Annotated in this window: 23 protein-coding genes and 1 pseudogene; 8 read left to right on the top strand and 16 right to left on the bottom strand. The window is 71.0% G+C overall.

The window, feature by feature from the left end:
* Positions 1-45 precede the first annotated feature (45 nt).
* Both ABD198_RS20575 and ABD198_RS20570 read right to left on the bottom strand, forming a co-directional pair.
* Complete coding sequence (locus tag ABD198_RS20575; RefSeq protein WP_344003917.1) at positions 46-354, bottom strand: hypothetical protein; 309 nt, start codon at positions 352-354, stop codon at positions 46-48.
* Between the two features lie 334 nt (positions 355-688).
* Complete coding sequence (locus ABD198_RS20570) at positions 689-871, bottom strand: hypothetical protein (RefSeq protein WP_344003915.1); 183 nt, start codon at positions 869-871, stop codon at positions 689-691.
* 122 nt (positions 872-993) lie between these two features.
* Between ABD198_RS20570 and ABD198_RS20565 the strand changes: the two genes are divergently transcribed.
* Both ABD198_RS20565 and ABD198_RS20560 read left to right on the top strand, forming a co-directional pair.
* A complete protein-coding gene (locus ABD198_RS20565; protein ID WP_344003912.1) occupies positions 994-2,004 on the top strand; it encodes an NlpC/P60 family protein in 1,011 nt (336 codons plus the stop codon).
* Between the two features lie 223 nt (positions 2,005-2,227).
* Positions 2,228-2,947 carry a phosphatase PAP2 family protein gene (locus tag ABD198_RS20560; RefSeq protein ID WP_344003909.1) on the top strand — a complete coding sequence of 240 codons (720 nt, stop codon included), beginning with the start codon at positions 2,228-2,230 and terminating at the stop codon, positions 2,945-2,947.
* 44 nt (positions 2,948-2,991) lie between these two features.
* Here the strand turns inward: ABD198_RS20560 and ABD198_RS20555 are convergent, their stop codons facing one another.
* Positions 2,992-4,560 carry an FAD-binding oxidoreductase gene (locus ABD198_RS20555; protein WP_344003906.1) on the bottom strand — a complete coding sequence of 523 codons (1,569 nt, stop codon included), beginning with the start codon at positions 4,558-4,560 and terminating at the stop codon, positions 2,992-2,994.
* A gap of 543 nt (positions 4,561-5,103) precedes the next feature.
* Between ABD198_RS20555 and ABD198_RS20550 the strand changes: the two genes are divergently transcribed.
* The gene (locus tag ABD198_RS20550) at positions 5,104-5,955 is read left to right on the top strand and encodes an SCO4651 family lipoprotein (protein WP_344003902.1); all 852 of its coding nucleotides are present in this window, start codon (positions 5,104-5,106) and stop codon (positions 5,953-5,955) included.
* Between the two features lie 82 nt (positions 5,956-6,037).
* On the top strand, positions 6,038-6,235 hold the full coding sequence (locus ABD198_RS20545; RefSeq protein ID WP_344003900.1) for a hypothetical protein: 198 nt from the start codon (positions 6,038-6,040) through the stop codon (positions 6,233-6,235).
* Positions 6,236-6,265: 30 nt separating this feature from the next.
* Here the strand turns inward: ABD198_RS20545 and ABD198_RS20540 are convergent, their stop codons facing one another.
* Positions 6,266-6,637: a metal-sensitive transcriptional regulator gene (locus tag ABD198_RS20540; protein WP_344003897.1), complete on the bottom strand. Its 372-nt coding sequence runs from the start codon at positions 6,635-6,637 to the stop codon at positions 6,266-6,268.
* A gap of 215 nt (positions 6,638-6,852) precedes the next feature.
* Here ABD198_RS20540 and ABD198_RS20535 point away from each other — a divergent pair, with 215 nt between their 5' ends.
* Both ABD198_RS20535 and ABD198_RS20530 read left to right on the top strand, forming a co-directional pair.
* A complete protein-coding gene (locus ABD198_RS20535; protein WP_046778610.1) occupies positions 6,853-7,473 on the top strand; it encodes a DUF47 domain-containing protein in 621 nt (206 codons plus the stop codon).
* 7 nt (positions 7,474-7,480) lie between these two features.
* Entirely contained in the window at positions 7,481-8,479 is a 999-nt protein-coding gene (locus tag ABD198_RS20530) for an inorganic phosphate transporter (RefSeq protein ID WP_344003892.1), read from the top strand.
* A 130-nt stretch (positions 8,480-8,609) separates the two neighbouring features.
* Here ABD198_RS20530 and pstB read toward each other — a convergent pair whose 3' ends face one another.
* The 12 genes and pseudogenes from pstB to mshD all read right to left on the bottom strand — a co-directional run bounded on the left by pstB (position 8,610) and on the right by mshD (position 19,576).
* Complete coding sequence (gene pstB / locus ABD198_RS20525; protein WP_344003889.1) at positions 8,610-9,386, bottom strand: phosphate ABC transporter ATP-binding protein PstB; 777 nt, start codon at positions 9,384-9,386, stop codon at positions 8,610-8,612.
* Positions 9,387-9,461: 75 nt separating this feature from the next.
* A complete protein-coding gene (pstA, locus tag ABD198_RS20520) occupies positions 9,462-10,520 on the bottom strand; it encodes a phosphate ABC transporter permease PstA (protein ID WP_344003887.1) in 1,059 nt (352 codons plus the stop codon).
* On the bottom strand, positions 10,517-11,521 hold the full coding sequence (pstC, locus tag ABD198_RS20515; RefSeq protein ID WP_344003885.1) for a phosphate ABC transporter permease subunit PstC: 1,005 nt from the start codon (positions 11,519-11,521) through the stop codon (positions 10,517-10,519). Before pstC ends, pstA begins: the two co-directional genes overlap by 4 nt.
* 133 nt (positions 11,522-11,654) lie before the next feature.
* The gene (gene pstS, locus ABD198_RS20510) at positions 11,655-12,782 is read right to left on the bottom strand and encodes a phosphate ABC transporter substrate-binding protein PstS (RefSeq protein ID WP_344003882.1); all 1,128 of its coding nucleotides are present in this window, start codon (positions 12,780-12,782) and stop codon (positions 11,655-11,657) included.
* Positions 12,783-12,971: 189 nt separating this feature from the next.
* Positions 12,972-13,436 (bottom strand): NUDIX hydrolase, encoded by a 465-nt coding sequence (locus ABD198_RS20505; RefSeq protein ID WP_344003879.1) that lies wholly within the window; start codon positions 13,434-13,436, stop codon positions 12,972-12,974.
* Positions 13,437-13,555: 119 nt separating this feature from the next.
* Positions 13,556-14,779: a CHAD domain-containing protein gene (locus ABD198_RS20500; protein WP_344003876.1), complete on the bottom strand. Its 1,224-nt coding sequence runs from the start codon at positions 14,777-14,779 to the stop codon at positions 13,556-13,558.
* On the bottom strand, positions 14,760-16,994 hold the full coding sequence (locus tag ABD198_RS20495; protein ID WP_344003873.1) for an RNA degradosome polyphosphate kinase: 2,235 nt from the start codon (positions 16,992-16,994) through the stop codon (positions 14,760-14,762). The genes ABD198_RS20500 and ABD198_RS20495 overlap by 20 nt, the downstream gene beginning before the upstream one ends.
* Positions 16,995-17,361: 367 nt before the next feature.
* Entirely contained in the window at positions 17,362-17,496 is a 135-nt protein-coding gene (locus ABD198_RS20490; RefSeq protein ID WP_344003870.1) for a hypothetical protein, read from the bottom strand.
* Positions 17,493-17,705: a hypothetical protein gene (locus ABD198_RS20485; protein WP_425580515.1), complete on the bottom strand. Its 213-nt coding sequence runs from the start codon at positions 17,703-17,705 to the stop codon at positions 17,493-17,495. Before ABD198_RS20485 ends, ABD198_RS20490 begins: the two co-directional genes overlap by 4 nt.
* Before the next feature lie 343 nt (positions 17,706-18,048).
* Complete coding sequence (locus ABD198_RS20480) at positions 18,049-18,366, bottom strand: hypothetical protein (protein ID WP_344003867.1); 318 nt, start codon at positions 18,364-18,366, stop codon at positions 18,049-18,051.
* Between the two features lie 114 nt (positions 18,367-18,480).
* Positions 18,481-18,600: pseudogene (locus tag ABD198_RS30750) on the bottom strand (transposase); the annotation flags it as partial.
* Between the two features lie 49 nt (positions 18,601-18,649).
* Positions 18,650-19,576, bottom strand: coding sequence for a mycothiol synthase (mshD, locus tag ABD198_RS20475; protein WP_344003864.1), 927 nt, complete (start codon positions 19,574-19,576; stop codon positions 18,650-18,652).
* 171 nt (positions 19,577-19,747) lie between these two features.
* Between mshD and ABD198_RS20470 the strand changes: the two genes are divergently transcribed.
* Positions 19,748-21,568 (top strand): bifunctional metallophosphatase/5'-nucleotidase, encoded by a 1,821-nt coding sequence (locus tag ABD198_RS20470; protein ID WP_344003861.1) that lies wholly within the window; start codon positions 19,748-19,750, stop codon positions 21,566-21,568.
* A gap of 726 nt (positions 21,569-22,294) precedes the next feature.
* Positions 22,295-23,650 carry a cytochrome P450 gene (locus ABD198_RS20465; protein ID WP_344003859.1) on the top strand — a complete coding sequence of 452 codons (1,356 nt, stop codon included), beginning with the start codon at positions 22,295-22,297 and terminating at the stop codon, positions 23,648-23,650.
* Positions 23,651-23,706 lie beyond the last annotated feature (56 nt).

Here is a 23,706-nt window from a genome sequence, read left to right as displayed (position 1 = left end):
GTGGGGAGTGCCGGGCGTGCCCGGTCGGGAGTGATGCTGCGGGGGCTACACGGCCATGCCGTAGACGATGGTGAACAGGGTGCCGAGGGAGCCGATGATGAAGACTCCCGTCAGACCGGCGATGATCAGGCCCTTGCCCTGTTCGGCGCTGAAGGTGTCCCGCAGGGCGGTCGCTCCGATGCGCTGTTTGGCGGCGCCCCAGACGGCGATGCCGAGGCAGAGCAGAATGGCGACGGCCATCACCACCTCGATCATGACCCGCGCCTCGTTGCCCAGGCTGCCGAAGGGGCCCCAGTCCGGAGCGATCCCGCCGATGATGGTGTCGATGTCTCCCTTATCGGCCGCAAAGAGCATGTAAGTCACCGCCCCTGTTGGGTAGTTCCGCATCCTCTGCGGACGTGCAGAGGTCAGGCCTCATTGTCGCCGACGTTGCCGCTGTCGTATGTCGACTTGGCGTCATCCGTTGGCAGGTTTCGTACGAATAGCTTGCCACCGTCCCGCGCGGGGTCCTCTCGGGGAGCGCGGGCGGTGTGCAAGGAGTCGTATCGTCACTCTGTGTATCACGGCAGGTTACACCGGGCAACGAGGCCGGTGCGGAACCTGTCGCGTGGTTCTGTCGTTGACCCCTCTTGCGTCTCCAACCGCATCCCTCGTGCCCGGCCCTGAGCGGACGTCAGGGTGACGCTGCTCAACGGGGCTTGATGCCGTACAGCATGTGGTGGACCAGTTCCCCGATGCTGTCCAGGGCCTCCTCGGGGGCGAGCATGCCGGCGGCGAGGGAGGCGAGGCCGTGCAGGCCGGCGCCCGTGACGAGGGTGAGGCGGGCGGGGCCGTCCTCGATGATCTCGCCCCGGCGCATGGCGTCGGCCACGACCCGCTCCAGTGAGCCGACCGTGCGGTCGACGGCGGGTCATCGCGTGCCCCGGTTGCGGTCGGGTGTGCGGGGGAAGCTCCTAGACTGGCGCGGGCGGGTCCCGGGTGGGTGAAGGGTGGTTGACGGTGCGTAAGGCCTGGATCGTGGTGTCCCTGGCTGTCAGCTCCGGACTGGCCTTTGTGATGCTGCTGGTCATCGGCGTGTATGTGGTCGCCGGGAATTTGGTCAACGGGGTGGGGGGCGGGGCCGCCAAGGCGTTGGCGAAGGGGGCTGTGCCGGCGGCCTACCGGGATCTGGTGGACCGGTGGGGGAAGCTGTGTCCGGCCATCAACCCCGCGCTGCTCGCCGCCCAGCTGTATCAGGAGAGCGGGTTCAATCCGCGGGCGCAGAGCCCGGCCGCGGCGCAGGGCATCGCGCAGTTCATCCCGGGGACGTGGGCCACGCACGGGATCGACGGTGACGGGGACGGGGACCGGGACGTCTGGGACCCCAAGGACGCGATTCCCTCGGCGGCCAAGTACGACTGCACCCTCGCGTCCTATGTGAAGGACGTGCCCGGAAATCTGACCGAAAACATGCTGGCCTCCTACAACGCGGGGGCCTACGCGGTGATCAAGTACGGGGGCGTGCCGCCGTACAAGGAGACGCAGAACTATGTGAAGCGGATCCGGGCGCTGGAGGAGAGCTTCGCGGCGCCGGTGGGGCGGGTCGACCCCTCGCGGCAGGCGGCCGGGGCGATCGCGTATGCGCAGAAGAAGCTGGGCACGCCCTACCTCTGGGGCGGCAACGGCGCGCCTGAGCAGGGCGGACGCTTCGACTGCTCGGGGCTGACCAAGGCCGCCTACGAGAGCGTGGGCATCAAGCTGCCGCGCGTCGCCAACGACCAGTACAACGCCGGGCCGCACCCGAAGCGGGACGAACTGCTGCCGGGAGATCTGGTGTTCTTCTCGGACGATCCAGCCGACTCCCGGGCCATCCGGCACGTAGGCATCTATGTCGGGGGCGGATACATGATCGACGCGCCGCGTCCGGGGGCGGTGATCCGGTTCGATCCGATCGACACCCCCGACTACTTCGGCGCCACCCGGGTGACCGAAGATGGCGCGAAAGCACTCCCCACGACGGTGTGAGCGGAGCGTGAGGCAGCCCCCTGAGCTGCGGTGATGAGTCTCTCTTCGATAACGTCTGCGTGATCATTCAGTGGAGTGTGGAACGTATCCGCAGGGGCCGTGCGTTCCTGTTGGCGTAGCCCGGGCAGACGAGAGATCTGACGCGAGGTTCTACACACCACGGGGTGGCAGTGACGGCGCACGCACGGTGCGCCGGAAGAGAGGACGAAGGGGCCGCAGCACCATGGCTGGACTCGCCGAATCCGGGTCGAACCCCGACGTCGACCTGCTCTACGACATCAACGGCCTCGCCAAGGACGCGCCGCCGTGGTTCGACCGGATCATGGAGTACGTCGGGGAGTACGGGCTGCTCCTCGCCATGGTGCTGCTGGTGATGTGGTGCTGGTGGGGCGTGCGTCGGCGGGGCGGTGAGGACGCGGCACCGTCGGTGGCCGCGCTGGTCTGGGCGCCGCTCGCCGCGGCGGTCGCGGTGCTCGTGAACGTGCCCATACGAGGGTTCGTCGAGCGGCCCCGGCCGTTCAACGACCACCAGGGGCTCGAGGTCCTGGTCACCGGCAAGACCGACTACTCGTTCGTCAGCGACCACGCGACGATCACCATGGCGCTGGCGGTGGGGCTGTTCCTCGCCAACCGCAAGTTCGGGATCGTCGGCATCGGGATCGCGCTGCTCGAGGGCTTCTGCCGGGTCTACATGGGCGTGCACTACCCGACCGACGTGGTGGGCGGGCTCGCGCTCGGCACGGCCGTGGCGCTGCTGCTCTCGCCCGTGGCCATGGCGCTGCTGACGCCGGTCATGCGGGCGATCGAGCGGTCGCCCCGGCTGGGGTGGCTGATCGCGGCGAAGGACGCGCGGGAGTCCGCGCGGCGGGACGGTACGGGGCCGGGGGCCCGGAGCGAGATGCCGGGGGCGGCGGCCGCCGGGGAGCGGGATCTGGCCGCGTGAGCCCGGCTGTGTGAGCCCGGCGCCCTGGATCCACAGGGCTGGATCTACAGGGCCTGGGAGTGAGTGAAGAGGCGGTGCGGGTCGTACCGCCTCTTCACTTGTGTCAGGCGGGGGACGGCGCTGCCGTAGTACGCCTGGCGCCAGTTCGTGAGGGATGCGTCCGCGTAGTTCTGGTAGGCGGCGCCGGAGGCGTAGGGGCGCATCGCCTTGTGGGCCGAGGCCAGCCATGACTGGGCGGCGGTGCCGGGTGCGTTCTCGCTCCAGGAGGCGAGGTACTGCGCCAGCAGGCGGGAGCGGCGGTGCACGAACGCCGTGGCCGTGGGGGAGACCCGGTTGACGGCGCCGCCGAGGGCGGTGAGCTGGATCGCGGCGGAGCCGCCCCGGACGGCGGGGAGCTGAGCGAGCAGGGTGCGGATGGCGTCCTGGCCGAGTGCGCGGTCGAAGAAGTCGGAACGGGCGGCGTAGGTCTCGCGGCGCAGCGCGCCCCTCGGGTGGCGGCCGGCGGTGGTGCCGGGGAGGTGGCACTGGGCGTCCTCGGAGTGGGAGGAGCAGCCGGCGTACAGCTCCATGGCGTCCAGGTAGGGGCGGCGGCGCAGCGAAGCGGTGGTGGCGGGGGCGCCGATGCGGCCGGCGAGGCGGTCCACGGCGTTCTGCAGGTCGGTGTAGCTGCCGAGGGAGAAGGCCGTGAGGGAGAGGGTGGGGGTGCGGCCGGGGGCGGCGCCGAGGTGGAGCGAGGACCAGATCTCGTCGGGCTGGGCGGGGGCCCAGTGCTGCCAGGCGTCGAGGACGGCGGGGGCCTGCTGCCAGGGCCAGGTGAGGTGGGCGGTGACGCTCTCGGGGGCCGGGTGGGTCTTGAAGTGCAGCTCGGTGACGACGCCGAAGGTGCCGGTGCCGGCGCCGCGGAGGGCCCAGAAGAGGTCCTGGTGGTCGGTGGGGGTGGCGGTGAGCTGCTTGCCGTCGGCGGTGACGAGGGTGGCGGCGGTGAGGTTGTCGCAGGTCAGGCCGTAGGCGCGGGAGGTCACGCCGTGGCCGCCGCCGAGGGTGAGGCCGGAGATGCCGACGGTGGGGCAGGAGCCGGCGGGGATGGTGGTGCCCTTGGCGGCGAGGGTGCGGTAGACGTCGATCAGCTTGGCGCCGGCGCCGATGGTGGCGGTGGTGGGGGTGGTGCGGATGGTGCTGAGTTCGGAGACGTCGATGATCAGGGCGTTGTCGGCGGAGGAGGCGCCGGTGTAGGAGTGGCCGCCGTTGCGGATGGTGAGGGGGGTGGTGTGGCGGCGGGCGAAGGTGAGGGCGGTGCGGATGTCGTCGGGGTGGTGGACGTAGGCGACGGCGGAGGGTTTGAGGGGGTCGAAGCGGGTGTTGTAGAGGCTGTGGGCTGTTGGCCAGGTGGCGTCGCCGGGGCGGATGAGGGGGCCGTCGAGGTCTCGGGCGAGGGCGGTCCAGTCGGCGGGGCGGGGGGTGGTTCTGGGGGTGGTGGGGGTTTGGTTTCGGGTAGGCGTCTGCGCGGTGGCGGTTGAGCTGGCTGTGCTTGTGCTGCCGTTGCCCTTGCCCTTGCCCGTGCAGGCGGTCAGCAGGGTTGCCGTGCCGGCTGCGATGAAGGTCCGCCGTTCCATGTAACGCCTCCCGGTGTCTCCTGGGGCGAGACGGAGTTGGGGGTGCGGGGGTTCCATGGTGCGGGTGGGTCGGGGCTGGGCGGGGGGAGTTGCGCAACCCGGCGCGAACGGGGCTCCTCCCCCACGCTCGGCTTCTCCCCCACGCTCGGCTGCGCTCGCGGGGGGACCCCATGCGCGGGGGACCCCCATCGCCCACCCGTGCCGCCCCTGCGGCACGACTGCCCGCAGCGGGGTGGGGCGCGGGCGGGGGCCCATCGAGCGGCACGACTGTCCGAAGCTACGCGGCCGACTGTCCGCAGCCACGCAGCGACTGCCCGCAGCTGGGTAGCTATGGGCCCCCTTGGGTCACTCGGCGGTGTGGTTCTTCGGGGGCGTGGGGTGGGGGCTCGTCGGGCGTAGACGCAGGGGACGGGGGTGGGGCGGCGTCCGAGGTCGGCAGGGGGCGGCATAGCCCCGGCGGGCCGCGCGTGACGGGGTGTCCTACTCGTCGTTAACCGGAACGACAGGCGGCCCGTGTCGGACGTAGCGGGGGTAGGCGAGGCGATGGCTGGATCGCGGCGGCAGCTGCTGGGCAGGCGGGCCGGTGTGGGGGTCGTTGCGGCCGGGGTGGTCGGGTGCCTCTGGGGCACGGGCTCCGGGTGCGCGCCGAGCGGGGCCGCGACCGGGGGGCCGCCCGCCGAGGACGCGGTCGAGGTGGTGGAGAAGGCCGCCGACGCGCTGGTCGAGGCGGGGAGCTCCAAGGCGCGTACGTCGATGGAGATGGCGACCGGGGGGACCCGGGTGACGATCCGGGGCGAGGGTGTCTATGACTTCGCCCATCGGCTCGGGCGGCTGAAGGTCGTGCTGCCGGAGGATCCGGCGGGGGCCAGCGCCCGGCAACCCATTACTGAGCTGCTTGCGCCTGGTGCCTTGTACATGAAGAACCGGGGGGCGGGTGTGCCTCCCGACAAGTGGGTGCGGGTGGACACCGCGACGCTGTCCGACGGCAATCTCGTCACCGGCGGGGTGACCGATCCGCTCGCCGCGGCCGAGGTGCTGCGCGGGACGCGGACGGCGACCTTCGTGAAGCGGACCGAGGTGGCCGGGACGGCGGTGCGGCACTACCGGGGGACCGCGGATCTCGCCGTGGCGGCGCGCAAGGCCGGCGAGGCCGACCGGGGGCCGCTGCGGGCGGCAGCGAAAGGGTTCGCCACCGCCGAGGTGCCGTTCGACGTGTATCTGGACGATCAGGGGCGGATCCGCAAGATCCGGCACCGGTTCAGCTTTGTGAACGGGCAGCAGGAGACCCCGGTCGCTGTGGCATCCACCACACTGCTTTACGACTTCGGGGCCCCCGCGGACGTACGGCTTCCCGAGGCGCAGGACATCTACGCGGGCCGGATCGCCGAGGAGTGACCGGCGTGAACTAGCCCTTACGTGCCATGCGCGCCCCGTATCGCGCTCCCTACTCTAGGAAGCCGATGACGGCAGAGATGAGGTGACGCGCGTGGCTCCGCTCGGGGGTGGGACGGTTCAGGACCACGTTGCCCTCGCCGAGATCGAGCTGACCGGAGAGCTGATGATCGCCGCCTCCGCCGCCGAGGACCGGCTCAGCCTGGAGAGCATCGACAAGGTGCTGCGGGTCGCCGAGGAACGCGCGGGCAAGGACCGGAAGTCCCTGCGCGGCGGGCGCTGAGCGCCCCGGCCGGGTACGGCGTCAGCCCGGTCAGGTACGCATCATGCGGGCGATGGCCTGTGTGGCCTCCTTCACCTTCGCGTCGATCTCGTCGCCGCCCTTGAGGGCCGCGTCGGCGACGCAGTGCCGCAGGTGCTCCTCCAGCAGTTGCAGCGCGAAGGACTGCAGCGCCTTGGTGGAGGCGGACACCTGCGTGAGTATGTCGATGCAGTAGACGTCCTCGTCGACCATCCGCTGCAGGCCGCGGATCTGGCCCTCGATGCGGCGCAGCCGCTTGAGGTGCTCCTGCTTCTGCTTGTGGTAGCCGTGGACGCCGCGGTCGTGGTCGGTGACGATGTCCGTCGGCTCCTCGGTCACGTCCGGGGCGGAGGGCGAACCGGCGCCGGCCTCGGTGGTCGTCATGGCGTCCTCCTGCTGCTGTGGCTGCTGCTCTGGGCGATATATACCCCTGGTGGGTATATGGTACCGAACCTTGCCGGGTATGGGCCCCTTGCCCGACCGCCCCCCTGCTCATCACCGTGACTGATGGGCGACACTGGGGGGCGGCCCGTTAGTCGCGGCCGGATGATGCGCCTAGCATCAGCCTGACCGAAACCGATGCACCCTGAGGACCCCACGTGCGCTTTCGTCTGACCCCCAGGGAGACGAGCTTCTACGACATGTTCGCCGCTTCCGCGGACAACATCGTCACGGGCTCCAAGCTCCTGATGGAACTGCTCGGGGCGGACTCCTCCGCCCGGGCCGAGATCGCAGAGCGTATGCGGGCCGCGGAACACGCGGGCGACGATGCCACGCACGCGATCTTCCACCAGCTGAACTCCTCGTTCATCACGCCGTTCGACCGCGAGGACATCTACTCCCTCGCATCGTCCCTCGACGACATCATGGACTTCATGGAGGAGGCCGTCGACCTGGTCGTCCTCTACAACATCGAGGAACTGCCCAAGGGCGTCGAGCAGCAGATCGAGGTGCTGGCGCGGGCCGCCGAGCTGACCGCCGAGGCCATGCCGCATCTGCGGACCATGGACAACCTCACCGAGTACTGGATCGAGGTCAACCGCCTGGAGAACCAGGCCGACCAGATCCACCGCAAGCTGCTCGCCCACCTCTTCAATGGCAAGTACGACGCCATCGAGGTCCTCAAGCTGAAGCAGATCGTGGACGTACTCGAAGAGGCGGCCGACGCCTTCGAGCATGTGGCGAACACGGTGGAGACCATCGCCGTCAAGGAGTCCTGACCCCTCAATGGACACCTTCGCTCTGGTCGTGACCATCGGGGTCGCGCTCTTCTTCACGTACACCAACGGCTTCCACGACTCGGCGAACGCGATCGCGACGTCCGTGTCGACGCGTGCCCTCACCCCGCGGGTGGCGCTCGCCATGGCGGCCGTGATGAACCTCGCCGGTGCGTTCCTCGGCTCGGGGGTCGCCAAGACGGTCAGCGAGGGGCTGATCGAGACGCCCGAGGGCTCGACGGGCATGGGGATCCTGTTCGCCGCGCTGGTCGGTGCGATCGTCTGGAACCTGATCACCTGGTACTTCGGGCTGCCGTCCTCCTCCTCGCACGCGCTGTTCGGCGGCATGGTGGGCGCGGCCCTGGCCGGCGGCACCGCCGTGTACTGGGACGGTGTGCTGGAGAAGATCGTCATCCCGATGTTCGTCTCGCCCGTGGTCGGTCTGGTCGCCGGTTATCTGGTGATGGCGGCGATCATGTGGATCTTCCGGCGGTCCAACCCGCACAAGGCCAAGCGGGACTTCCGGATCGCGCAGACGGTGTCCGCGGCGGGCATGGCGCTCGGCCATGGTCTGCAGGACGCGCAGAAGACCATGGGCATCGTGGTGATGGCGCTGGTCATCGCGGATGTCGAGGACTACGGCGACCCGATCCCGGTCTGGGTGAAGATCGCCTGTGCGGTGATGCTGTCCGCGGGCACCTACGCCGGCGGCTGGCGGATCATGCGGACCCTGGGCCGCAAGATCATCGAGCTGGACCCGCCGCAGGGCTTCGCGGCGGAGAGCACCGGCGCGACGATCATGTTCGGTTCGGCGTTCGTCTTCCACGCCCCGATCTCCACCACCCACGTGATCACCTCGGCGATCATGGGTGTGGGCGCCACCAAGCGGATCAACGCCGTGCGGTGGGGCGTGGCCAAGAACATCATCCTCGGCTGGTTCATCACCATGCCGGCCGCCGCGGTGGTCGCCGCCGCCTCCTTCTGGATAGTGAAGCTGGCGGTCCTGTAGGACGCCTCCGGCCGCACGCAAAACGCATGAGCCCGCCCCCGGGTCCCGGGGGCGGGCTCTTTCTGCGGCCTCGCGGTGGCACCGCCATGCAGCACCGCGAGGGGCCAGGGGCAGGCCCTAGGGGGACCGCTCAGCCGAAGCGGCCGGAGATGTAGTCCTCGGTGGCCTGCTCAGACGGGTTGGAGAAGATCCGCTCGGTGTCGTCGATCTCGATGAGCTTGCCGGGCTTGCCGACCGCCGCCAGGTTGAAGAAGGCGGTGCGGTCGGAGACCCGGGCCGCCTGCTGCATGTTGTGGGTGACGATCACGATGGTGAAGCGCTCCTTCAGCTCCCCGATCAGGTCCTCGATGGCGAGGGTGGAGATCGGGTCCAGGGCCGAGCAGGGCTCGTCCATGAGCAGCACGTTCGGCTCCACGGCGATCGCCCGCGCGATGCACAGCCGCTGCTGCTGACCGCCGGACAGGCCCGTGCCGGGCTTGTGCAGCCGGTCCTTGACCTCGTTCCAGAGGTTGGCGCCCCTGAGGGACTTCTCGACGATGTCGTCCAGCTCCGGCTTCTTGTACTTGCCGTTCAGGCGCAGGCCGGCCGCCACGTTGTCGTAGACCGACATGGTGGGGAACGGGTTCGGGCGCTGGAAGACCATGCCGACCTCGCGGCGCACGGCCACCGGGTCGATGCCGCTGCCGTAGAGGTCCTCGGAGTCCAGCATGACCTTGCCCTCGACCCGGCCGCCGGGGGTGACCTCGTGCATCCGGTTGAGGGTGCGCAGGAACGTGGACTTGCCGCAGCCGGAGGGGCCGATGAAGGCCGTCACCGAGCGGGGCTCGATGGTCATCGAGATGTCCTCGATGGCCAGGAAGGAGTTGTAGTAGGCGTTCAGGCCGCTGACGTCGATGCGCTTGGCCATGGCAATCACTGCTTCTTTCGGGTCGCGGGTCGCTGCCGGTGCCGCTGACGGGTCTGGTCGGTCGTGGTGTCCGGGTCAGCGACCCGTCTTCGGGGCCTTCCAGCGGGCGATGCCGCGGGCCACCAGGTTGAGGATCATGATGAAGGCGATGAGCGTCAGAGCCGCCGCCCAGGCCCGGTCGTAGGCCGCGTCCGAGCCGTTGGTGTACTGCAGGTAGATGTACATCGGCAGCGACGCCTGCGGGTCCTGGAACGGGTTGGCGTTGATGAAGTTCGTTCCCCAGACCAGCAGCAGCACGGGGGCCGTCTCACCGGTGATGCGGGCGATGGCGAGCATCACGCCGGTGGTGATGCCGCCGATGGACGTCGGCAGGACCACCTTCAGGATGGTGCGCCACTTCGGTACGCCCAGGGCGAGCGAGGCCTCGCGCAGCTCGTTCGGGACGAGCTTGAGCATCTCCTCGGTGGAGCGCACCACCACCGGGATCATCAGGATCGACAGGGCCATCGAGCCGGCGAAGCCGGAGTAGCCCATGCCGAGGATCAGGATCCACAGGCTGAGGATGAACAGGCCCGCCACGATGGACGGGATGCCCGTCATCACGTCGACGAAGAAGGTGACGGCCCTGGCCAGCCTGCCCCGGCCGTACTCGACCAGGTAGACGGCGGTGAGGACACCGACCGGCACGGACATCAGGGTGGCGAGGCCGACCTGCTCCAGGGTGCCGAGGATCGCGTGGTAGATGCCGCCGCCCGGTTCGCTGTCGGCGACGACGCCCATCGAGTGGCTGAGGAAGTAGCCGTCCAGGACCTTCACGCCCTGCTCGACCGTCTCCCAGGTCAGGGAGGCGAGCGGGACGACGGCCAGCAGGAAGGCCACCCAGACCAGGCTGGTCGCGGTGCGGTCCCGGGCCTGCCGGGGGCCCTCCACCTTGGCGGCGAGGGCGTAGGAGCCGAGGACGAACAGCGCGGCGGCGATCAGCGCCCACTGGATGTCGCTGTGCAGGCCGGCGGCGGTGCTGATGCCGAGGCCGGCGGCGACGGAACCGGCGGCCGCCGCCCACGGGAACCACCGGGGCAGGCGCGCCCCGCGCAGGCTGCCGGCGGCGGGCTTTTCGTGCAGTGCGTGGCTCATGCGGCGGCCCCCGAGTACTCCTTGCGGCGGGCGATGATCAGCCGGGCCGCGCCGTTGACCAGCAGGGTGATGACGAACAGGACCAGACCGGAGGCGATCAGCGCGTCCCGGCCCATCTCGGTCGCCTCGTTGAACTTGCCGGCGATGTTCTGGGCGAAGGTGCCGCCGCCGGGGTCGAGCAGGCTGGCGTCGATGTCGAAGCTCGGGGAGAGCACCATGGCGACGGCCATGGTCTCGCCGAGCGCCCGGCCGAGGCCGAGCATGGAGGCGGAGATCACGCCGGAGCGGCCGAACGGCAGCACCGCCATGCGGATCACCTCCCAGCGGGTGGCGCCGAGGGCCAGGGCCGCCTCCTGGTGCATCCGCGGGACCTGCCCGAACACCTCGCGGCTCACGCTGGTGATGATCGGCAGGATCATGATGGCCAGCAGGATCCCGACGGTGAACAGCGAGCGCGGGGCGCCCTGGTTCCACTCGAGGATCCCGGTCCAGCCCAGGTATGCGTCGAGCCAGCCGTAGAGGCCGTCCAGGTTCGGCACCAGGACCAGGGCGCCCCACAGGCCGTAGATGATGGACGGCACGGCGGCCAGCAGGTCGATCACGTACGCGATGGGCCCGGCCAGGCGGCGGGGGGCGTAGTGGGTGATGAACAGGGCGATGCCGACGGCCACCGGCACCGCGATGATCATGGCGATGACCGAGGACACGACGGTGCCGAAGGCCAGCACCGCGATGCCGAACTGCGGCGGGACGCCGCTGGGGTTCCACTCGAAGGCGGTGAAGAAGTTGGCCTCGTCCTTGCTGATCGCGAGGACCGCCCGGTAGGTGAGGAAGGCCGCGATGGCGGCCATGATCACCAGGACGAGGATGCCGGAGCCGCGGGAGAGCCCGAGGAATATCCGGTCGCCGGGGCGGGTGGCGCCACGCGCGGCGGGCCGGCGCTCCGGTGGTGCGGGTGGTGGAAGGGGTGGAGGAGGTGTCTGCTGAGTCGTCATGTCCATCGGGGTCTCCGGTCTGCGGAGCCGCCGGGGCGGGCGGCTCGGTCGGAGCCGCCCGGCGTCCGGGGGCTCCTCGGGGCGGTGCACCGGACGGTGCGGACCGGCCCCGTCACCGGCGCCGGGCCGCACGCTCGGATCAGCTCAGGCCCGAGACGGTCTCGCGGACCTTGGTGATGATCTCCTCGGGCATCGGGGCGTAGCCGGCCCCGGCGAGCAGGCTCTGCCCCTCCTCGGAGGCGATGTAGTTCAGGAAGGACTTGGTGGCCGGCAGGGTCTCCGCCTTGTTGCCCTTGTCGCAGACGATCTCGTACGTCACCAGGACGATCGGGTAGGCACCCTCGGCGGACGGGGTGTAGTCCAGCTGCAGCGCGAGGTCCTTGCCGGTGCCGGTGACCTTGGCGGCGCCGATGGCCGCGGTGGCGTTCTCCACGCTGGCCTTGACCGGCTCGGCGGCCTCGGTCTTCAGGTCGACGGTCTTGATGCCGTCCTTGGCGTAGGAGAGCTCGAAGTAGGAGATGGCGCCGCTGGTCTGCTTGACCTGCTGGGCGACACCGGAGGAGCCCTGCGCGGACTGGCCGCCCTTGGCCCCCCAGGCCTTGCCGGGCTCGTACTTCCAGTCCTCGGGCGCGGCGGCCTTGAGGTACTTGGTGAAGTTGTCCGTGGTGCCGGACTCGTCGGAGCGGTGGAAGGCCTGGATCTTCAGGTCGGGAAGGTCCGCGCCCGGGTTGAGCTTCTTGATCGCCTCGTCGTTCCAGTTGGTGATCTTGCTGTCGAAGATCCGGGCGAGCGTCGGCGCGTCCAGGACGAGGGAGTCCACACCCGGGACGTTGAAGCCGACGGCGATCGGGCCGCCGACCATGGGCAGGTCGATGCCCTGGCCGCCGGAGCACACCTTCTTCGACGCCTCCACCTCGTCGGGCTTCAGCGCCGAGTCGGAACCCGCGAAGGCGGTCTGGCCCTGGGTGAACGCGGTGATACCCGCACCGGAGCCGTCCGGGCGGTAGTTGATCTGCACGTTCTTGCAGACGGCGGTGTACTGCTTCACCCAGGCGTCGATGGCGTTCTTCTGCGCGGAGGAGCCGGATGCCTGCAGCCGGCCCTGGGCGTCGTCGCACTTGATGCTGCCGGCCGCGGCGGTGGCGGAGGCGTCACCGCCGTTCGCGTTGCCGGTGTCGTCGGAGCCGCACGCCGTGAGGGCCAGGGCGCCGGAGACGGCGAGAGCACCGAGAGCGAGGGCCCGCCGGTTCTTGCGCTGAAGCTTCACTTGAGTTCCTTCCAGGAGCCGCCGTCCTGCATTCGGCGGCGTGCGAGGTGTCAGTGATGCGGATGCTTCCTTCTTCGGGCGATCCGCATCGCGTACGGCCGAAATTAGGCAGAACAGGTGACGGCGCCGAAGGGCGTGAATGAACGAGGGGTGAACCCCTGTGGACGGGGCGGTGAGGTCGCGGAACGCTCACACCAGCAGGGCGAGGGCGTCACTTCTCTCCCGCAGGGTCGCCAGCAGGGCCGGGATCAGATCCGCGTCCCGCGGCGCGGTGAGGTGGGCGTGGGCCACGTACGGGGGCAGCCAGAGGATGCGGTCGACCTCGGCGTTGGGGGAGAAGGAACCGGCGGCCGCCTCGGCCGCCCAGTAGCGCACCTCCTTGGGGCGGCCCTTCGCCAGATAGCGGACGGTGGGCAGCTCGGCGGTGGGCACGGCGGTGTAGCCGGTCTCCTCGGCGACCTCGCGCAACGCGCCCGCCAGCGGGTCCTCGCCGCGCTTCAGCTTGCCCTTGGGCCAGGACCAGTCGTCGTACCGGGGGCGGTGGACCAGGCAGAGCTCGAGGACGCCGGTCACCGGATGGTGGCGCCACAGGACGCACCCGGCGGCACGGACGACCAGGGAGCCAGGGCGGGGGGAGGTGCCGGGGGTGCCCACGATGCGTGTGCCTCCTTGGTGCGAGTACGAGTGCGAGTACGAGTGCGAGTACGAGTGCGGGTGCGGGTGCGGGTGGCGCGTACGGCGAGTACAGCGAGTACGTTCTTCGGCTTCCCGCGTTACGCGGTGCCGATCGCTTCCTTCCGTTCCCGCTCCTGCTGCCAGCAGCGCTGGAACGCGTACCGTGCCGCCTCCACCTCATGCCGCTGGTCGGCGTGCAGCACGCCGAGCGCGTACGCCGTCGCCGGGGCGATGCGCGGGGTGCGGGCCGCCTGCGCCGCCGCCGCGGCCGCCTCGGCGGCGTCCCGGTGCCGGTCCAGGGCCTCGCTCGCGGCGCGCAGCCGGGCCTCGGCGGGCGGTTCGCCGCCGGGGTGGGCGGCGAGCAGCACTTCGCGGGCGTAGCGGTGCAGCCGCAGCAGCAGGCGGGCCTGGTGCCAGGGGGTGTCCTGCGGATGCGGTGCCGGGTCCGGGGACAGCCCGTGGATCAGCGCCTCCGCGTTGTACGGGCTGCCGGCGGTGACCAGCGGCAGCGCGGCCACGGCGTCGGTGAGCCGCTCCTCGGCCGCCCCTGCCAGCGGCCGCAGATCGGCGTCGCCCGCGGCCGGGGCCAGCGGCACCTCGCTGGCCAGGACGGCCACCTTGTCGGCGAGCGCGTGGAAGCGGGACGAGTCGAGGGCCTGCAGCGCGGTGGAGTGTGCCCGGGTGCGGGCGAGGGTGAGCTGCCGGTCCAGCAGGGCGCCGGCCTTGGCGGCACCCACGGTGAGGTGGTCGGCGGGGGCGGCGGCGGTGCGGGTGCCCGGGGAGGCGTGGGGGAGGGTGCCGACCGTGCCGGTGCTGATCGCTGCGGCGCCGGTCGCTGTGGTGCGTTCGCCCGGGATGGCGGCCCGTACGCCACCGGAGCCCGGCATCCCCGAGGGGCCGGGCCCAGTCCGGACCGGTGCCGTCCGTCCGCTCACCGCGCCGGCCCCCTGGGACGGCGCCACCGGTGCGCCGGACAGGCGCTGCAGCGCGTGCAGCAGGCGGTCCAGGCGGGCCGCGCAGGCGTCCTCGTGGGCCAGGGTGCTGGAGATCCAGGCCAGCTCGGGGCGCAGGGACTCGGACCACTCCGGGGCCAGCAGGGGCTGGAAGGTGTGCAGGGTGCCGCTGATGCGGCGGGCCGCGCGGCGCAGCGCCCTGGCCGCCTCGAGGGAACCGCCCGGGCCGGCCGCGCCCGCGCCGGTCTCCCGGTGCCGGCGCAGCGCGCGGAGGAACTCGGTGGCCCGGGCCCGCAGGTAGCCGGTCAGGGCGTCCGCGGGGACCGGGCGGTCCCAGGGGGCGGTCGGGTCAGGGTGCTGCTGAGCCACGCCGGCGCCTCCGGGCCTCGATGAGCATCTCCTGGATGTTGCGCAGGGGCTGGCCGTCCGCGTCCGTGGCGTGCCGGGTCCAGTTGCCGTCCGGGCCGAGATGCCAGGACGCGGTGGTGTCGGACATGCCGGTCTCCAGCAGGCGGTTGAGGGCCGCCCGGTGGGCCGGGTCGGTGACGCGGACCAGTGCCTCGATACGCCGGTCGAGGTTGCGGTGCATCATGTCGGCGCTGCCGATCCACACCTCGGGCTCGCCCCCGTTGCCGAAGGCGAACACCCGCGAGTGCTCCAGGAAGCGGCCGAGGATGGACCGCACCCGGATGTTCTCCGACAGTCCCTCGACACCCGGCCGCAGCGCGCAGATGCCGCGCACCCAGATGTCGACCGGCACGCCCGCCTGCGACGCCCGGTAGCAGGCGTCGATGACCGCCTCGTCCACGATCGAGTTGACCTTGATCCGTACGTAGGCGGGGCGTCCGGCCCGGTGGTGCTGGGCCTCCTTCTCGATGCGGGAGATCAGGCCGTCGCGCAGCGACTTGGGCGCCACCAGCAGCCGCCGGTAGGTCTCCCGGCGGGAGTAGCCGGAGAGGCGGTTGAACAGGTCGGAGAGGTCGGCGCCGACCTGCTGGTCGGCCGTGAGCAGACCGAGGTCCTCGTACAGGCGGGCGGTCTTCGGGTGGTAGTTGCCGGTGCCGACGTGGCTGTAGCGCCGCAGGGTGTCGCCCTCCTGACGGACCACCAGGGACAGCTTGCAGTGGGTCTTCAGACCGACCAGGCCGTACACCACATGGCAGCCGGCCTCCTCCAGCTTCCGCGCCCACTTGATGTTGGCGTGCTCGTCGAAGCGGGCCTTGATCTCGACCAGGACCAGGACCTGCTTGCCGGACTCGGCGGCGTCGATGAGGGCGTCCACTATCGGGGAGTCGCCCGAGGTGCGGTACAGGGTCTGCTTGATGGCCAGCACGTCCGGGTCGGCCGCCGCCTGCTCCAGGAAGGCCTGTACGGAGGTCGAGAAGGAGTCGTAGGGGTGGTGCAGCAGCACGTCCCGGTTGCGCAGGGCGGCGAAGATGTCGGGCGCCGAGGCGGACTCCACCTCCGCCAGGTCCCGGTGGGTGCCGGCGACGAACTTCGGGTACTTCAGCTCGGGCCGGTCCAGGCTGTGGATGCGGAACAGGCCGGTGAGGTCGAGCGGACCCGGCAGCGGGTACACCTCGGCCTCGCTGATCTTCAGCTCGCGCACCAGCAGGTCCAGCACCTCGCGGTCGATGGACTCCTCGACCTCCAGCCGGACGGGCGGGCCGAAGCGGCGCCGCATGAGCTCCTTCTCCAGCGCCTGCAGGAGGTTCTCGGCGTCGTCCTCCTCCACCTCGAGGTCCTCGTTGCGGGTGAGCCGGAAGGCGTGGTGCTCCAGCACCTCCATGCCCGGGAACAGCTCCTCCAGGTGGGCCGCGATCACGTCCTCGATGGGCACGTAGCGGCCGGGGGAGCTCTCCAGGAAGCGGGACAGCAGCGGCGGCACCTTCACCCGGGCGAAGTGCTTGTGGCCGGTGACCGGGTTGCGCACGACCACGGCCAGGTTCAGCGACAGGCCCGAGATGTACGGGAAGGGGTGCGCCGGGTCGACCGCGAGGGGCGTGAGCACCGGGAAGATCTGGTGCCGGAAGAGCGTGAACAGGCGGGCCTGCTCCTTCTCCGTCAGCTCGCTCCAGCGGACCAGGTGGATGCCCTCCTCGGCCAGGGCCGGGGCGATGTCCTCGTGGTAGCAGGCGGCGTGCCGGGCCATCAGCTCGCGGGAGCGGGCCCAGATCATCTCCAGCACCTCGCGCGGCTGCAGGCCGGAGGCGGAGCGGGTGGCGACGCCGGTGGCGATGCGCCGCTTGAGACCGGCCACCCGGACCATGAAGAACTCGTCCAGGTTGCTGGCGAAGATCGCCAGGAAGTTGGCGCGCTCCAGCAGGGGCGTGGCCGGGTCCTCGGCGAGCTCCAGGACGCGCTCGTTGAACGCCAGCCAGCTGCGCTCACGGTCCAGGAAACGTCCCTGCGGCAGCGGGGCGGCGCCGTCGTGCGGTGCCTCCTCGTAGCCGTCCAGGTCCGCGTCGATGTCGGGTTCGAGATCGGAGACCACGGCCGCGACGGTGTGCGGGCGGTGCGCGGCTATGGAGCCCACGGAGGGCTGGGCGTGCTGTACCTGTGCCTGGGCATTCGGCTGGCTCATATACCCATTCTTCCGCGCCGACCGCGTCACGGGCGCGTCGGAAAGCGCCGGCGGGAGCGGTGGTGCCCCTGAGGCGTCCCCGTTCCGCCCGGCGCCCCTGCGGGGCGGCGAAGGCTCTGGCGCGGCGCGATGCATTGGCCGAGCGTCGCAAGCCCGTCTGAATCGGCGGTTACGGCGACATGACGTACGCCCTTCACGGCGGTGGCCCGTACGCCCTGCACGGCGGTGGCCCGTACGCCCTTCACGGGGGGGGGTGGCCCGTACGCCCGCACGTCAGGGACGGGGGCGTACGGGCCGCTCGGCCGGGCGGCGCGCGGCAGCGGTGCTCAGGCGGTGCGGCGGCGCAGGAGGCGCGGGGCCGCGAGGATCAGCAGGGCGGTGAGCAGCACGAACACGTCCAGGCGAGCGCGGCCGGGCGGTGCAGCCGCAGCAGCCAGCGCAGCTGGCGCGGGGTGCGGTGACTCTCGGAGACCACCGCCGGGGTGGTCAGGGTGGCGGTCACGCGGCGGCCTCCGTGGTGGTGTCGGCCGAGGAGGGGGTCTCGGGGTTGCGCAGACAGGACAGCAGCAGCTCCTCCAGCGAGGGGGCGGAAGCGCGCCAGTCGCCGGGCAGCGGGCCGGCGGGGCGGATCAGGGCGCTGAGCTGGCGGCCGGTGGTGCGGGCCTCCACGACCGCGCTGGGCGCTGCTGCTGTGCTCGGCGGCCGCGGCATGGGGGCTGTGCGTGAGGGAACCGGTCCGGCGACGGGGCGTACTGCGGCACCTGGGCGCGCGGCGCCGGGGACAGCCGGCGGGCTGACCGAAGTCTCAGGTCACCCCAGGTCTCACATCACCTGGGTCTCAGCTCACCGGAGCCACGTGCCGTTCGAGACGGACCATCCGCTCATCCCGCCGGGGCAGGACACCGGTAGCGACGAGAACGCTGCGGATGTGCTCGACGACGGTCCTCGACGCTGCCGCGCGGGCTGCGCGACCGCGTCGAGGACTTCACCCGCACCGCGAGCGCGCACCAGCTCAGCACCCGCTCGGCGCTCCTCCAGTTGGAAGCCTGAGCAGTCAGCTCAGGGAGGCGAGGATCTTCGCTTCCTTCTCCGGGGCGATCCCGTGTTCCGCCCACCTCGGGTGGTCCACGGGGCGCCCGTCGGCAGCCAGCCACGCCCAGGTGTCGCGGATCGTCTCGGCGATCGGCCGGCAGTGCAGCCCCGCGGCCACGGCCCGGCTGGAGTCGACCGCCCACACGCCCGCGCGCGTCCGCCACAGCGGCATCTCTGTCCACTGGGCGACCCCGTGCTCGGTCAGCACGTCCGGCTCCACCCACTCCGGCTTTCCGGCCCCTCCGGTGACCTCCAGGCACTCACGGATGTGTCTCCCCATGACGGGGGACCATCCCACGGTGATCGGAAACGGACACGCCAAGACCCCAGCCGAACGGCCAGGACCCACCGAAGGGGAACGGAAGGTGTCGCGCAGCCGGTCGTGGAGCTCGGCGAGCAGGCCCATCACCTGCCAGCGGCGGGCGAACGCGTGCACCCGCCGGTACGGCGGGAAGTCACAGGGCAGGTTGGCCCACTTGACGCCGTTGTCGACTACATAGCGGACCGCGTCCAACTCTCAGCTCACCGAACTCTCAGGTCACTGCACTCTCAGGTCACTGCACTCATGTCTCCGTGCGATACATCAGGTCCACCTCGTGCGTCACGAACCCCAGCCGCTCGTACACCGACACCGCCGCCTTGTTGTCGGCGTCCACGTACAGCATCGCCGTCGGCAGGCCCAGCCCCGCCAGATGGCGCAGCCCGATCGTGGTGAGCGCCTTGCCGAGGCCGCTGCCCTGGGCCTCCGGGCTCACCCCGAGCACGTACACCTCGCCCAGCCGCTCCTGTGCGTGCACCTTGGTCCAGTGGAAGCCGACGATCCGGCCCTCCCGTTCGGCGAGGAAGAAGCCCTCCGGGTCGAACCAGGGCTCGGCCTTGCGGTCGTCGAGGTCGCGCTGGGTGAGGGAGCCCTGCTCGGGGTGGTGGGCGAACGCGGCCGCGTTCACCGCGAGCCAGGCCGCGTCGTCCTGGCCGGGCACGAAGGTGCGGATGGTCACGCCCTCCGGCAGCACCGGATCCGGCAGGTCGAGACCGGCCAACGGGCGCCGCATCTGACGCAGTTCGCGGAAGAGGGTGAGACCGAGGACCTGGGCCAGGTGGCGGGCGGCGGGGTGGCCGCCGTGCGCCCACACCCGCAGCCGCTTGCCGGATGCGGCGAGCAGCGCGGCCCCCAGCGCCCGCCCGTGCCCGTGCCCGCGGTGCGCGGGGTGCACGACGAGTTCCGCGGCCGGCGGCTCCACCGGGTCGGTGTCCTCCAGCTGGGCGTATCCGACGAGTTCGCCGTCGACGGTCAGCAGCAGGTGGGAGACGCCCTCCCGCTCGCCGCCGCGCAGCTGCAGCCGTCCCTGCTCGGACACCGCCTGCTGTCCGTCGTGGGCGGCGGCCTCCGCGAGCAGGGAGAGCACCGCCTCGACCTGCTCCGGGGAGAGCGCGGTGTAGGACTGGAGCGAGCGGGGGTGGCCGGGCAGTGCGATGTCGTCGCTGGTCATGCGTACGAGGGTAAAGCCAGGCCCGTGCAAAACGGACGGTATCGCCCGCCGGGAAATCCGCCGGCCGCGGCCGGCGAAAGATAAACCGGGATGTAACCCCGAAACCCCTGCCGCGCTACGCGCGTTGACTCTAGGCTGCGCCCGGACCCACTCAGACCCTCAGGGGGGCGTATGCCAGCCACATCCCCGGCGCACCCGCGCCGCAGACGCCGTACCAACCGTCTTCTCGCGACCGCCGCCGGAGTCCTCACCGCCGGCGCGCTGGCCGCGGCGGCCCTGCCCGGGTCGGCCAACGCGGGCGAGCAGCACGCGAACCAGGGCAGGCACGGCCACCCCGGCCGCTACCAGGACATCCAGCTCCTCTCCTTCAACGACCTGCACGGCAACCTGGAGCCCCCGACCGGCTCCTCCGGCCGGGTCACCGAACTCCAGCCGGACGGCACCACGAAGACCATCGACGCGGGCGGCGCCGAGTACCTCGCCACCCATCTGCGCGAGGCCCGCAAGGGCCACCGCTACTCCATCACCGCGGCCGGCGGCGACATGGTCGGCGCCTCCCCGCTCATCAGCGGCCTCTTCCACGACGAGCCCACCATCGAGGCGCTCAACAAGCTCGACCTGGACGTCACCTCCGTCGGCAACCACGAGTTCGACGAGGGCGCCAAGGAGCTGAGCCGGCTGCAGAAGGGCGGCTGCCACCCGACGGACGGCTGCTACAGCGACAAGAAGTTCAAGGGCGCCGACTTCCCGTACCTGGCCGCCAACGTCCTGGACGAGAAGACCAAGAAGCCCATCCTCAAGCCCTACTGGGTGTGGAAGAAGCAGGGCGTCAAGGTCGGCTTCATCGGCGTGACCCTGGAGGGCACCCCGAACATCGTCTCGGCGGAGGGCGTCAAGGGCCTGTCCTTCAAGGACGAGGTCGAGACGATCAACAAGTACGCCAAGGAGCTGCGCCGCAAGGGCGTGAAGTCCATCGTGGCGCTCATCCACGAGGGCGGCTTCCCGGCGTCGACGTCGTACAACTACGACTGCGACTCCCCGGGGGCGGGCGACGGCATCTCCGGCCCGATCACCGACATCGCCAAGAACGTCACCTCCGAGGTGGACGCGCTGGTCACCGGCCACACCCACGCGGCCTACGTCTGCACCGTCCCCGACCCGGCGGGCAAGCCCCGCATGGTGACCTCGGCCGCGTCCTTCGGCCGCCTCTACACCGACACCACGCTGACCTACGACCGCGCGACCGGCGACATCGTGCGCACGGCCGTGAAGTCCGCCAACCACGTGGTCACCCGGGACGTCGCCAAGGCGGCGGACATGACCGAGCTGATCGACAAGTGGAACACCCTGGCCGCCCCGATCGGCAACCGCCCCGTCGGCCACATCTCCGCCGACATCGGCAACACCGGCACCGAGTCCCCGCTCGGCGACCTGATCGCCGACGCCCAGCTGACGTACGCCAAGACGCTGGACGCCGAGGCCGACCTGGCGCTGATGAACCCCGGCGGCATCCGGGCCCCGCTGACCTACGCGGCCAAATCCGGTGAGGGCGACGGCGTGGTGACCTTCGCCGAGGCGTTCACGGTCCAGCCGTTCGCCAACACCGTCAACCTCCAGGACCTCACCGGCGCCCAGCTCATCCAGGTGCTCAAGGAGCAGGTGAGCGGCGCCAACGAGGCCGCGCCGAAGATCCTCCAGGTCTCGGACGGCTTCACCTACACCCTCGACCTGACGAAGTCGGGCGCCGACCGCGTCGTCACCGACTCCATCAGGCTCAACGGCCGGCCGATCGACGAGTCCGCCACCTACCGCGTCGCGATGAACAGCTTCCTCGCGGGCGGCGGCGACGGCTTCCCGACCCTGGCCAAGGGCACCAACCCCCTGGTCGGCGACGACGATCTGAAGGCACTCGAGCAGTACCTGACGGCCAACTCCTCGCCCACGGACCCGATCGACCCGCCGAAGGCCGACCGGATCACCGTCGTGAACTAGCTCGCATCAACTCGCTCCCGTCGCACGGGAAGACCAGTATTCCCGCATTCCGCGGGGCGACCGTACGAAACCCCTGGCGCCCTCGACGAGACCGACCGCCGGAGGAAACCGGGGCGGAGGACTTCCTCCGCGCCGGTCTCGTCCGATGCGGCGGTCCCGTCGAGGGCGCTGCCCTGTCATCGGCACGGCCGGCCGCTTGCGGCTCCCCGGGTTGCCGCCGCCGGGTCCGTCAGGCCCGCCTGACGGCCGCTCGCGTCCCTGTGCACGCCGGCGCGGGGACGCCGAAGAGGGCCGACGACGGACGCTTGCTCCGGTTCCGCACCGTGTTGGACCCGTTCTCCGAGGAACACATACACCCGCCCATCGCGAACCTCGCGCCGCATTACCCGTCCGGCGACCGGATGCCGGCCGGCCGGAAGCTGGCCGCGGGTGATCTGGTGTTGGTCAGCTTTGCCGCTGCCAACTCCGGCATCGCGCGCACCCGGGAGCCGCACGTCGCACCGCCGCCGGCCCCGCAGCCCAACCAGGGCGACCACGCCAATGAGCGGCGTCCGCACTGCAGTTCAGGGATGTGGTCCGCCTTCTCAACTGGCTCAGGAAGTGACACACCCTCGCCTGCGCGGCGGCGGCACGCCGTAATCTGCGACTCGACGGACCACCGTCGTCCAGAAAACTCACCCCCGGTCCGCTGCCAGGACCGCGCCCTACAGGAGCAAGAGAGCCCTCATGGACGCCAACACCCCCGCTCCGGTGCCCCCGCCCGGATGCCCCGCTCACGGGCGGATACCTCTGTACGGGCCGGAGTTCGCGGCCAACCCGCAGGCGTACTACGCCTACCTGCGGCACTTCGGCCCCACCGCCCCCGTCGAACTCGCGCCCGGCGTCGACGCCACGCTCGTCACCGACTACGCCACGGCGCTGAACCTGCTCCACGACAGCCGTTCCTTCCGCAAGGACGCGCGCCACTGGCGGGCCTTCAACGAGGGGCTGATCCCCCCGGACAGCCCCGTCGTGCCGCTGCTCGCGTACCGGCCCAACGCCATGTTCAGCGACGGCGCCGAGCACCTGCGTCTGCGCCAGGCCATCACCGACACCATGGCCCGCGTGGACGGCGCCCAGCTGGCCCGCTCCACCACTCAGGTCTCCGACTACCTGATCTCCCAGTTCGCCTCCCGAGGCTCCGCGGACCTGATGGCCGACTACGCCAAGCAGCTCCCGCTGTTCGTCTTCAACGAGCTGTTCGGCTGCCCGGCCGACATCGGCGACCGGGTGCTGTTCGGCATCTCCGGGATGTTCGACGGCATCAACGCCGAGCGGGCCGCCGACGTGCTGTTCGGCGCCGTGGGCGAGCTGGTGGCGCTCAAGCGCCGCCGCCCCGGCGACGATGTCGCCTCATGGCTGATGCAGCACGAGGCCGCCCTGACCGACGAGGAGATGGTCTACCAGCTCTCCCTGCTGCTGGGGGCCGGCACCGATCCGCTGCGCAACATGATCGGCAACACGCTGCACCGCATCCTCACCCACGACGAGTACGCCCACCAGGGCGGACTCGTCGACGAGGCGATGGAGGACACCCTGTGGGACAACCCCCCGGTGCCCAACCTCGCGCCCCACTACCCCGCCATGGACATGGAGTTCGCCGGCCACAAACTCCAGGCGGGCGACCTGGTCCTGGTCAGCTTCGCCGCCGCCAACAGCAGCCCCTCGCTGGCCGCCGCACGGCAGTCCGGCAGGGGCAACCGCTCCCACCTGTCGTGGAGCGCCGGCCCGCACAGCTGCCCCTCCAAGGAGCCGGCCCGGCAGATCACGGTGACCGCAGTCGAGAACCTCCTCAACAAGATCCCCGACATCACGCCCGCTGTTCCCGAGGAGAGCCTGACGTGGCGGCCCGGGCCCTTCACCCGCGGTCTCACCGCGTTCCCGGCCCGCTTCACCGCCCTACCGGCGCCCGGCCCGGCACATGCCTCCGCCTCCGCCTCCGCCTCTGCCCCTGCTCCTGCCGACGCGGACGCCGGGCAGAGCGGCCCGGCACGCAAGGGCGGAGGACGGTGGAGCCAGTTCCTGAACTGGCTCAAGGGATGAGGTCTGCAGCACGCCGGACGGAGCTGCCCGCCCCGAGTGCAGGCGGCTCCCTTTCA

The organism is Streptomyces thermocarboxydovorans (assembly GCF_039524635.1).
Classification (GTDB): domain Bacteria; phylum Actinomycetota; class Actinomycetes; order Streptomycetales; family Streptomycetaceae; genus Streptomyces; species Streptomyces thermocarboxydovorans.
The sequence above is the reverse complement of the archived record's forward strand: the minus strand, read 5'-3'. Positions and strand labels throughout refer to the sequence as shown.

Bases quoted from the DNA above. Each gene is read 5' to 3' on its own strand.
- ABD198_RS20575 (WP_344003917.1), bottom strand. From the start codon at position 354: ATGCTCTTTGCGGCCGATAAGGGAGACATCGACACCATCATCGGCGGG.
- ABD198_RS20560 (WP_344003909.1), top strand. From the start codon at position 2,228: ATGGCTGGACTCGCCGAATCCGGGTCGAACCCCGACGTCGACCTGCTC.
- ABD198_RS20555 (WP_344003906.1), bottom strand. From the start codon at position 4,560: ATGGAACGGCGGACCTTCATCGCAGCCGGCACGGCAACCCTGCTGACC.
- ABD198_RS20550 (WP_344003902.1), top strand. From the start codon at position 5,104: ATGGCTGGATCGCGGCGGCAGCTGCTGGGCAGGCGGGCCGGTGTGGGG.
- ABD198_RS20540 (WP_344003897.1), bottom strand. From the start codon at position 6,637: ATGACGACCACCGAGGCCGGCGCCGGTTCGCCCTCCGCCCCGGACGTG.
- ABD198_RS20530 (WP_344003892.1), top strand. From the start codon at position 7,481: ATGGACACCTTCGCTCTGGTCGTGACCATCGGGGTCGCGCTCTTCTTC.
- pstB (WP_344003889.1), bottom strand. From the start codon at position 9,386: ATGGCCAAGCGCATCGACGTCAGCGGCCTGAACGCCTACTACAACTCC.
- pstA (WP_344003887.1), bottom strand. From the start codon at position 10,520: ATGAGCCACGCACTGCACGAAAAGCCCGCCGCCGGCAGCCTGCGCGGG.
- pstC (WP_344003885.1), bottom strand. From the start codon at position 11,521: ATGGACATGACGACTCAGCAGACACCTCCTCCACCCCTTCCACCACCC.
- ABD198_RS20495 (WP_344003873.1), bottom strand. From the start codon at position 16,994: ATGAGCCAGCCGAATGCCCAGGCACAGGTACAGCACGCCCAGCCCTCC.
- ABD198_RS20485 (WP_425580515.1), bottom strand. From the start codon at position 17,705: ATGCCGCGGCCGCCGAGCACAGCAGCAGCGCCCAGCGCGGTCGTGGAG.
- ABD198_RS20480 (WP_344003867.1), bottom strand. From the start codon at position 18,366: ATGGGGAGACACATCCGTGAGTGCCTGGAGGTCACCGGAGGGGCCGGA.
- mshD (WP_344003864.1), bottom strand. From the start codon at position 19,576: ATGACCAGCGACGACATCGCACTGCCCGGCCACCCCCGCTCGCTCCAG.
- ABD198_RS20470 (WP_344003861.1), top strand. From the start codon at position 19,748: ATGCCAGCCACATCCCCGGCGCACCCGCGCCGCAGACGCCGTACCAAC.
- ABD198_RS20465 (WP_344003859.1), top strand. From the start codon at position 22,295: ATGGACGCCAACACCCCCGCTCCGGTGCCCCCGCCCGGATGCCCCGCT.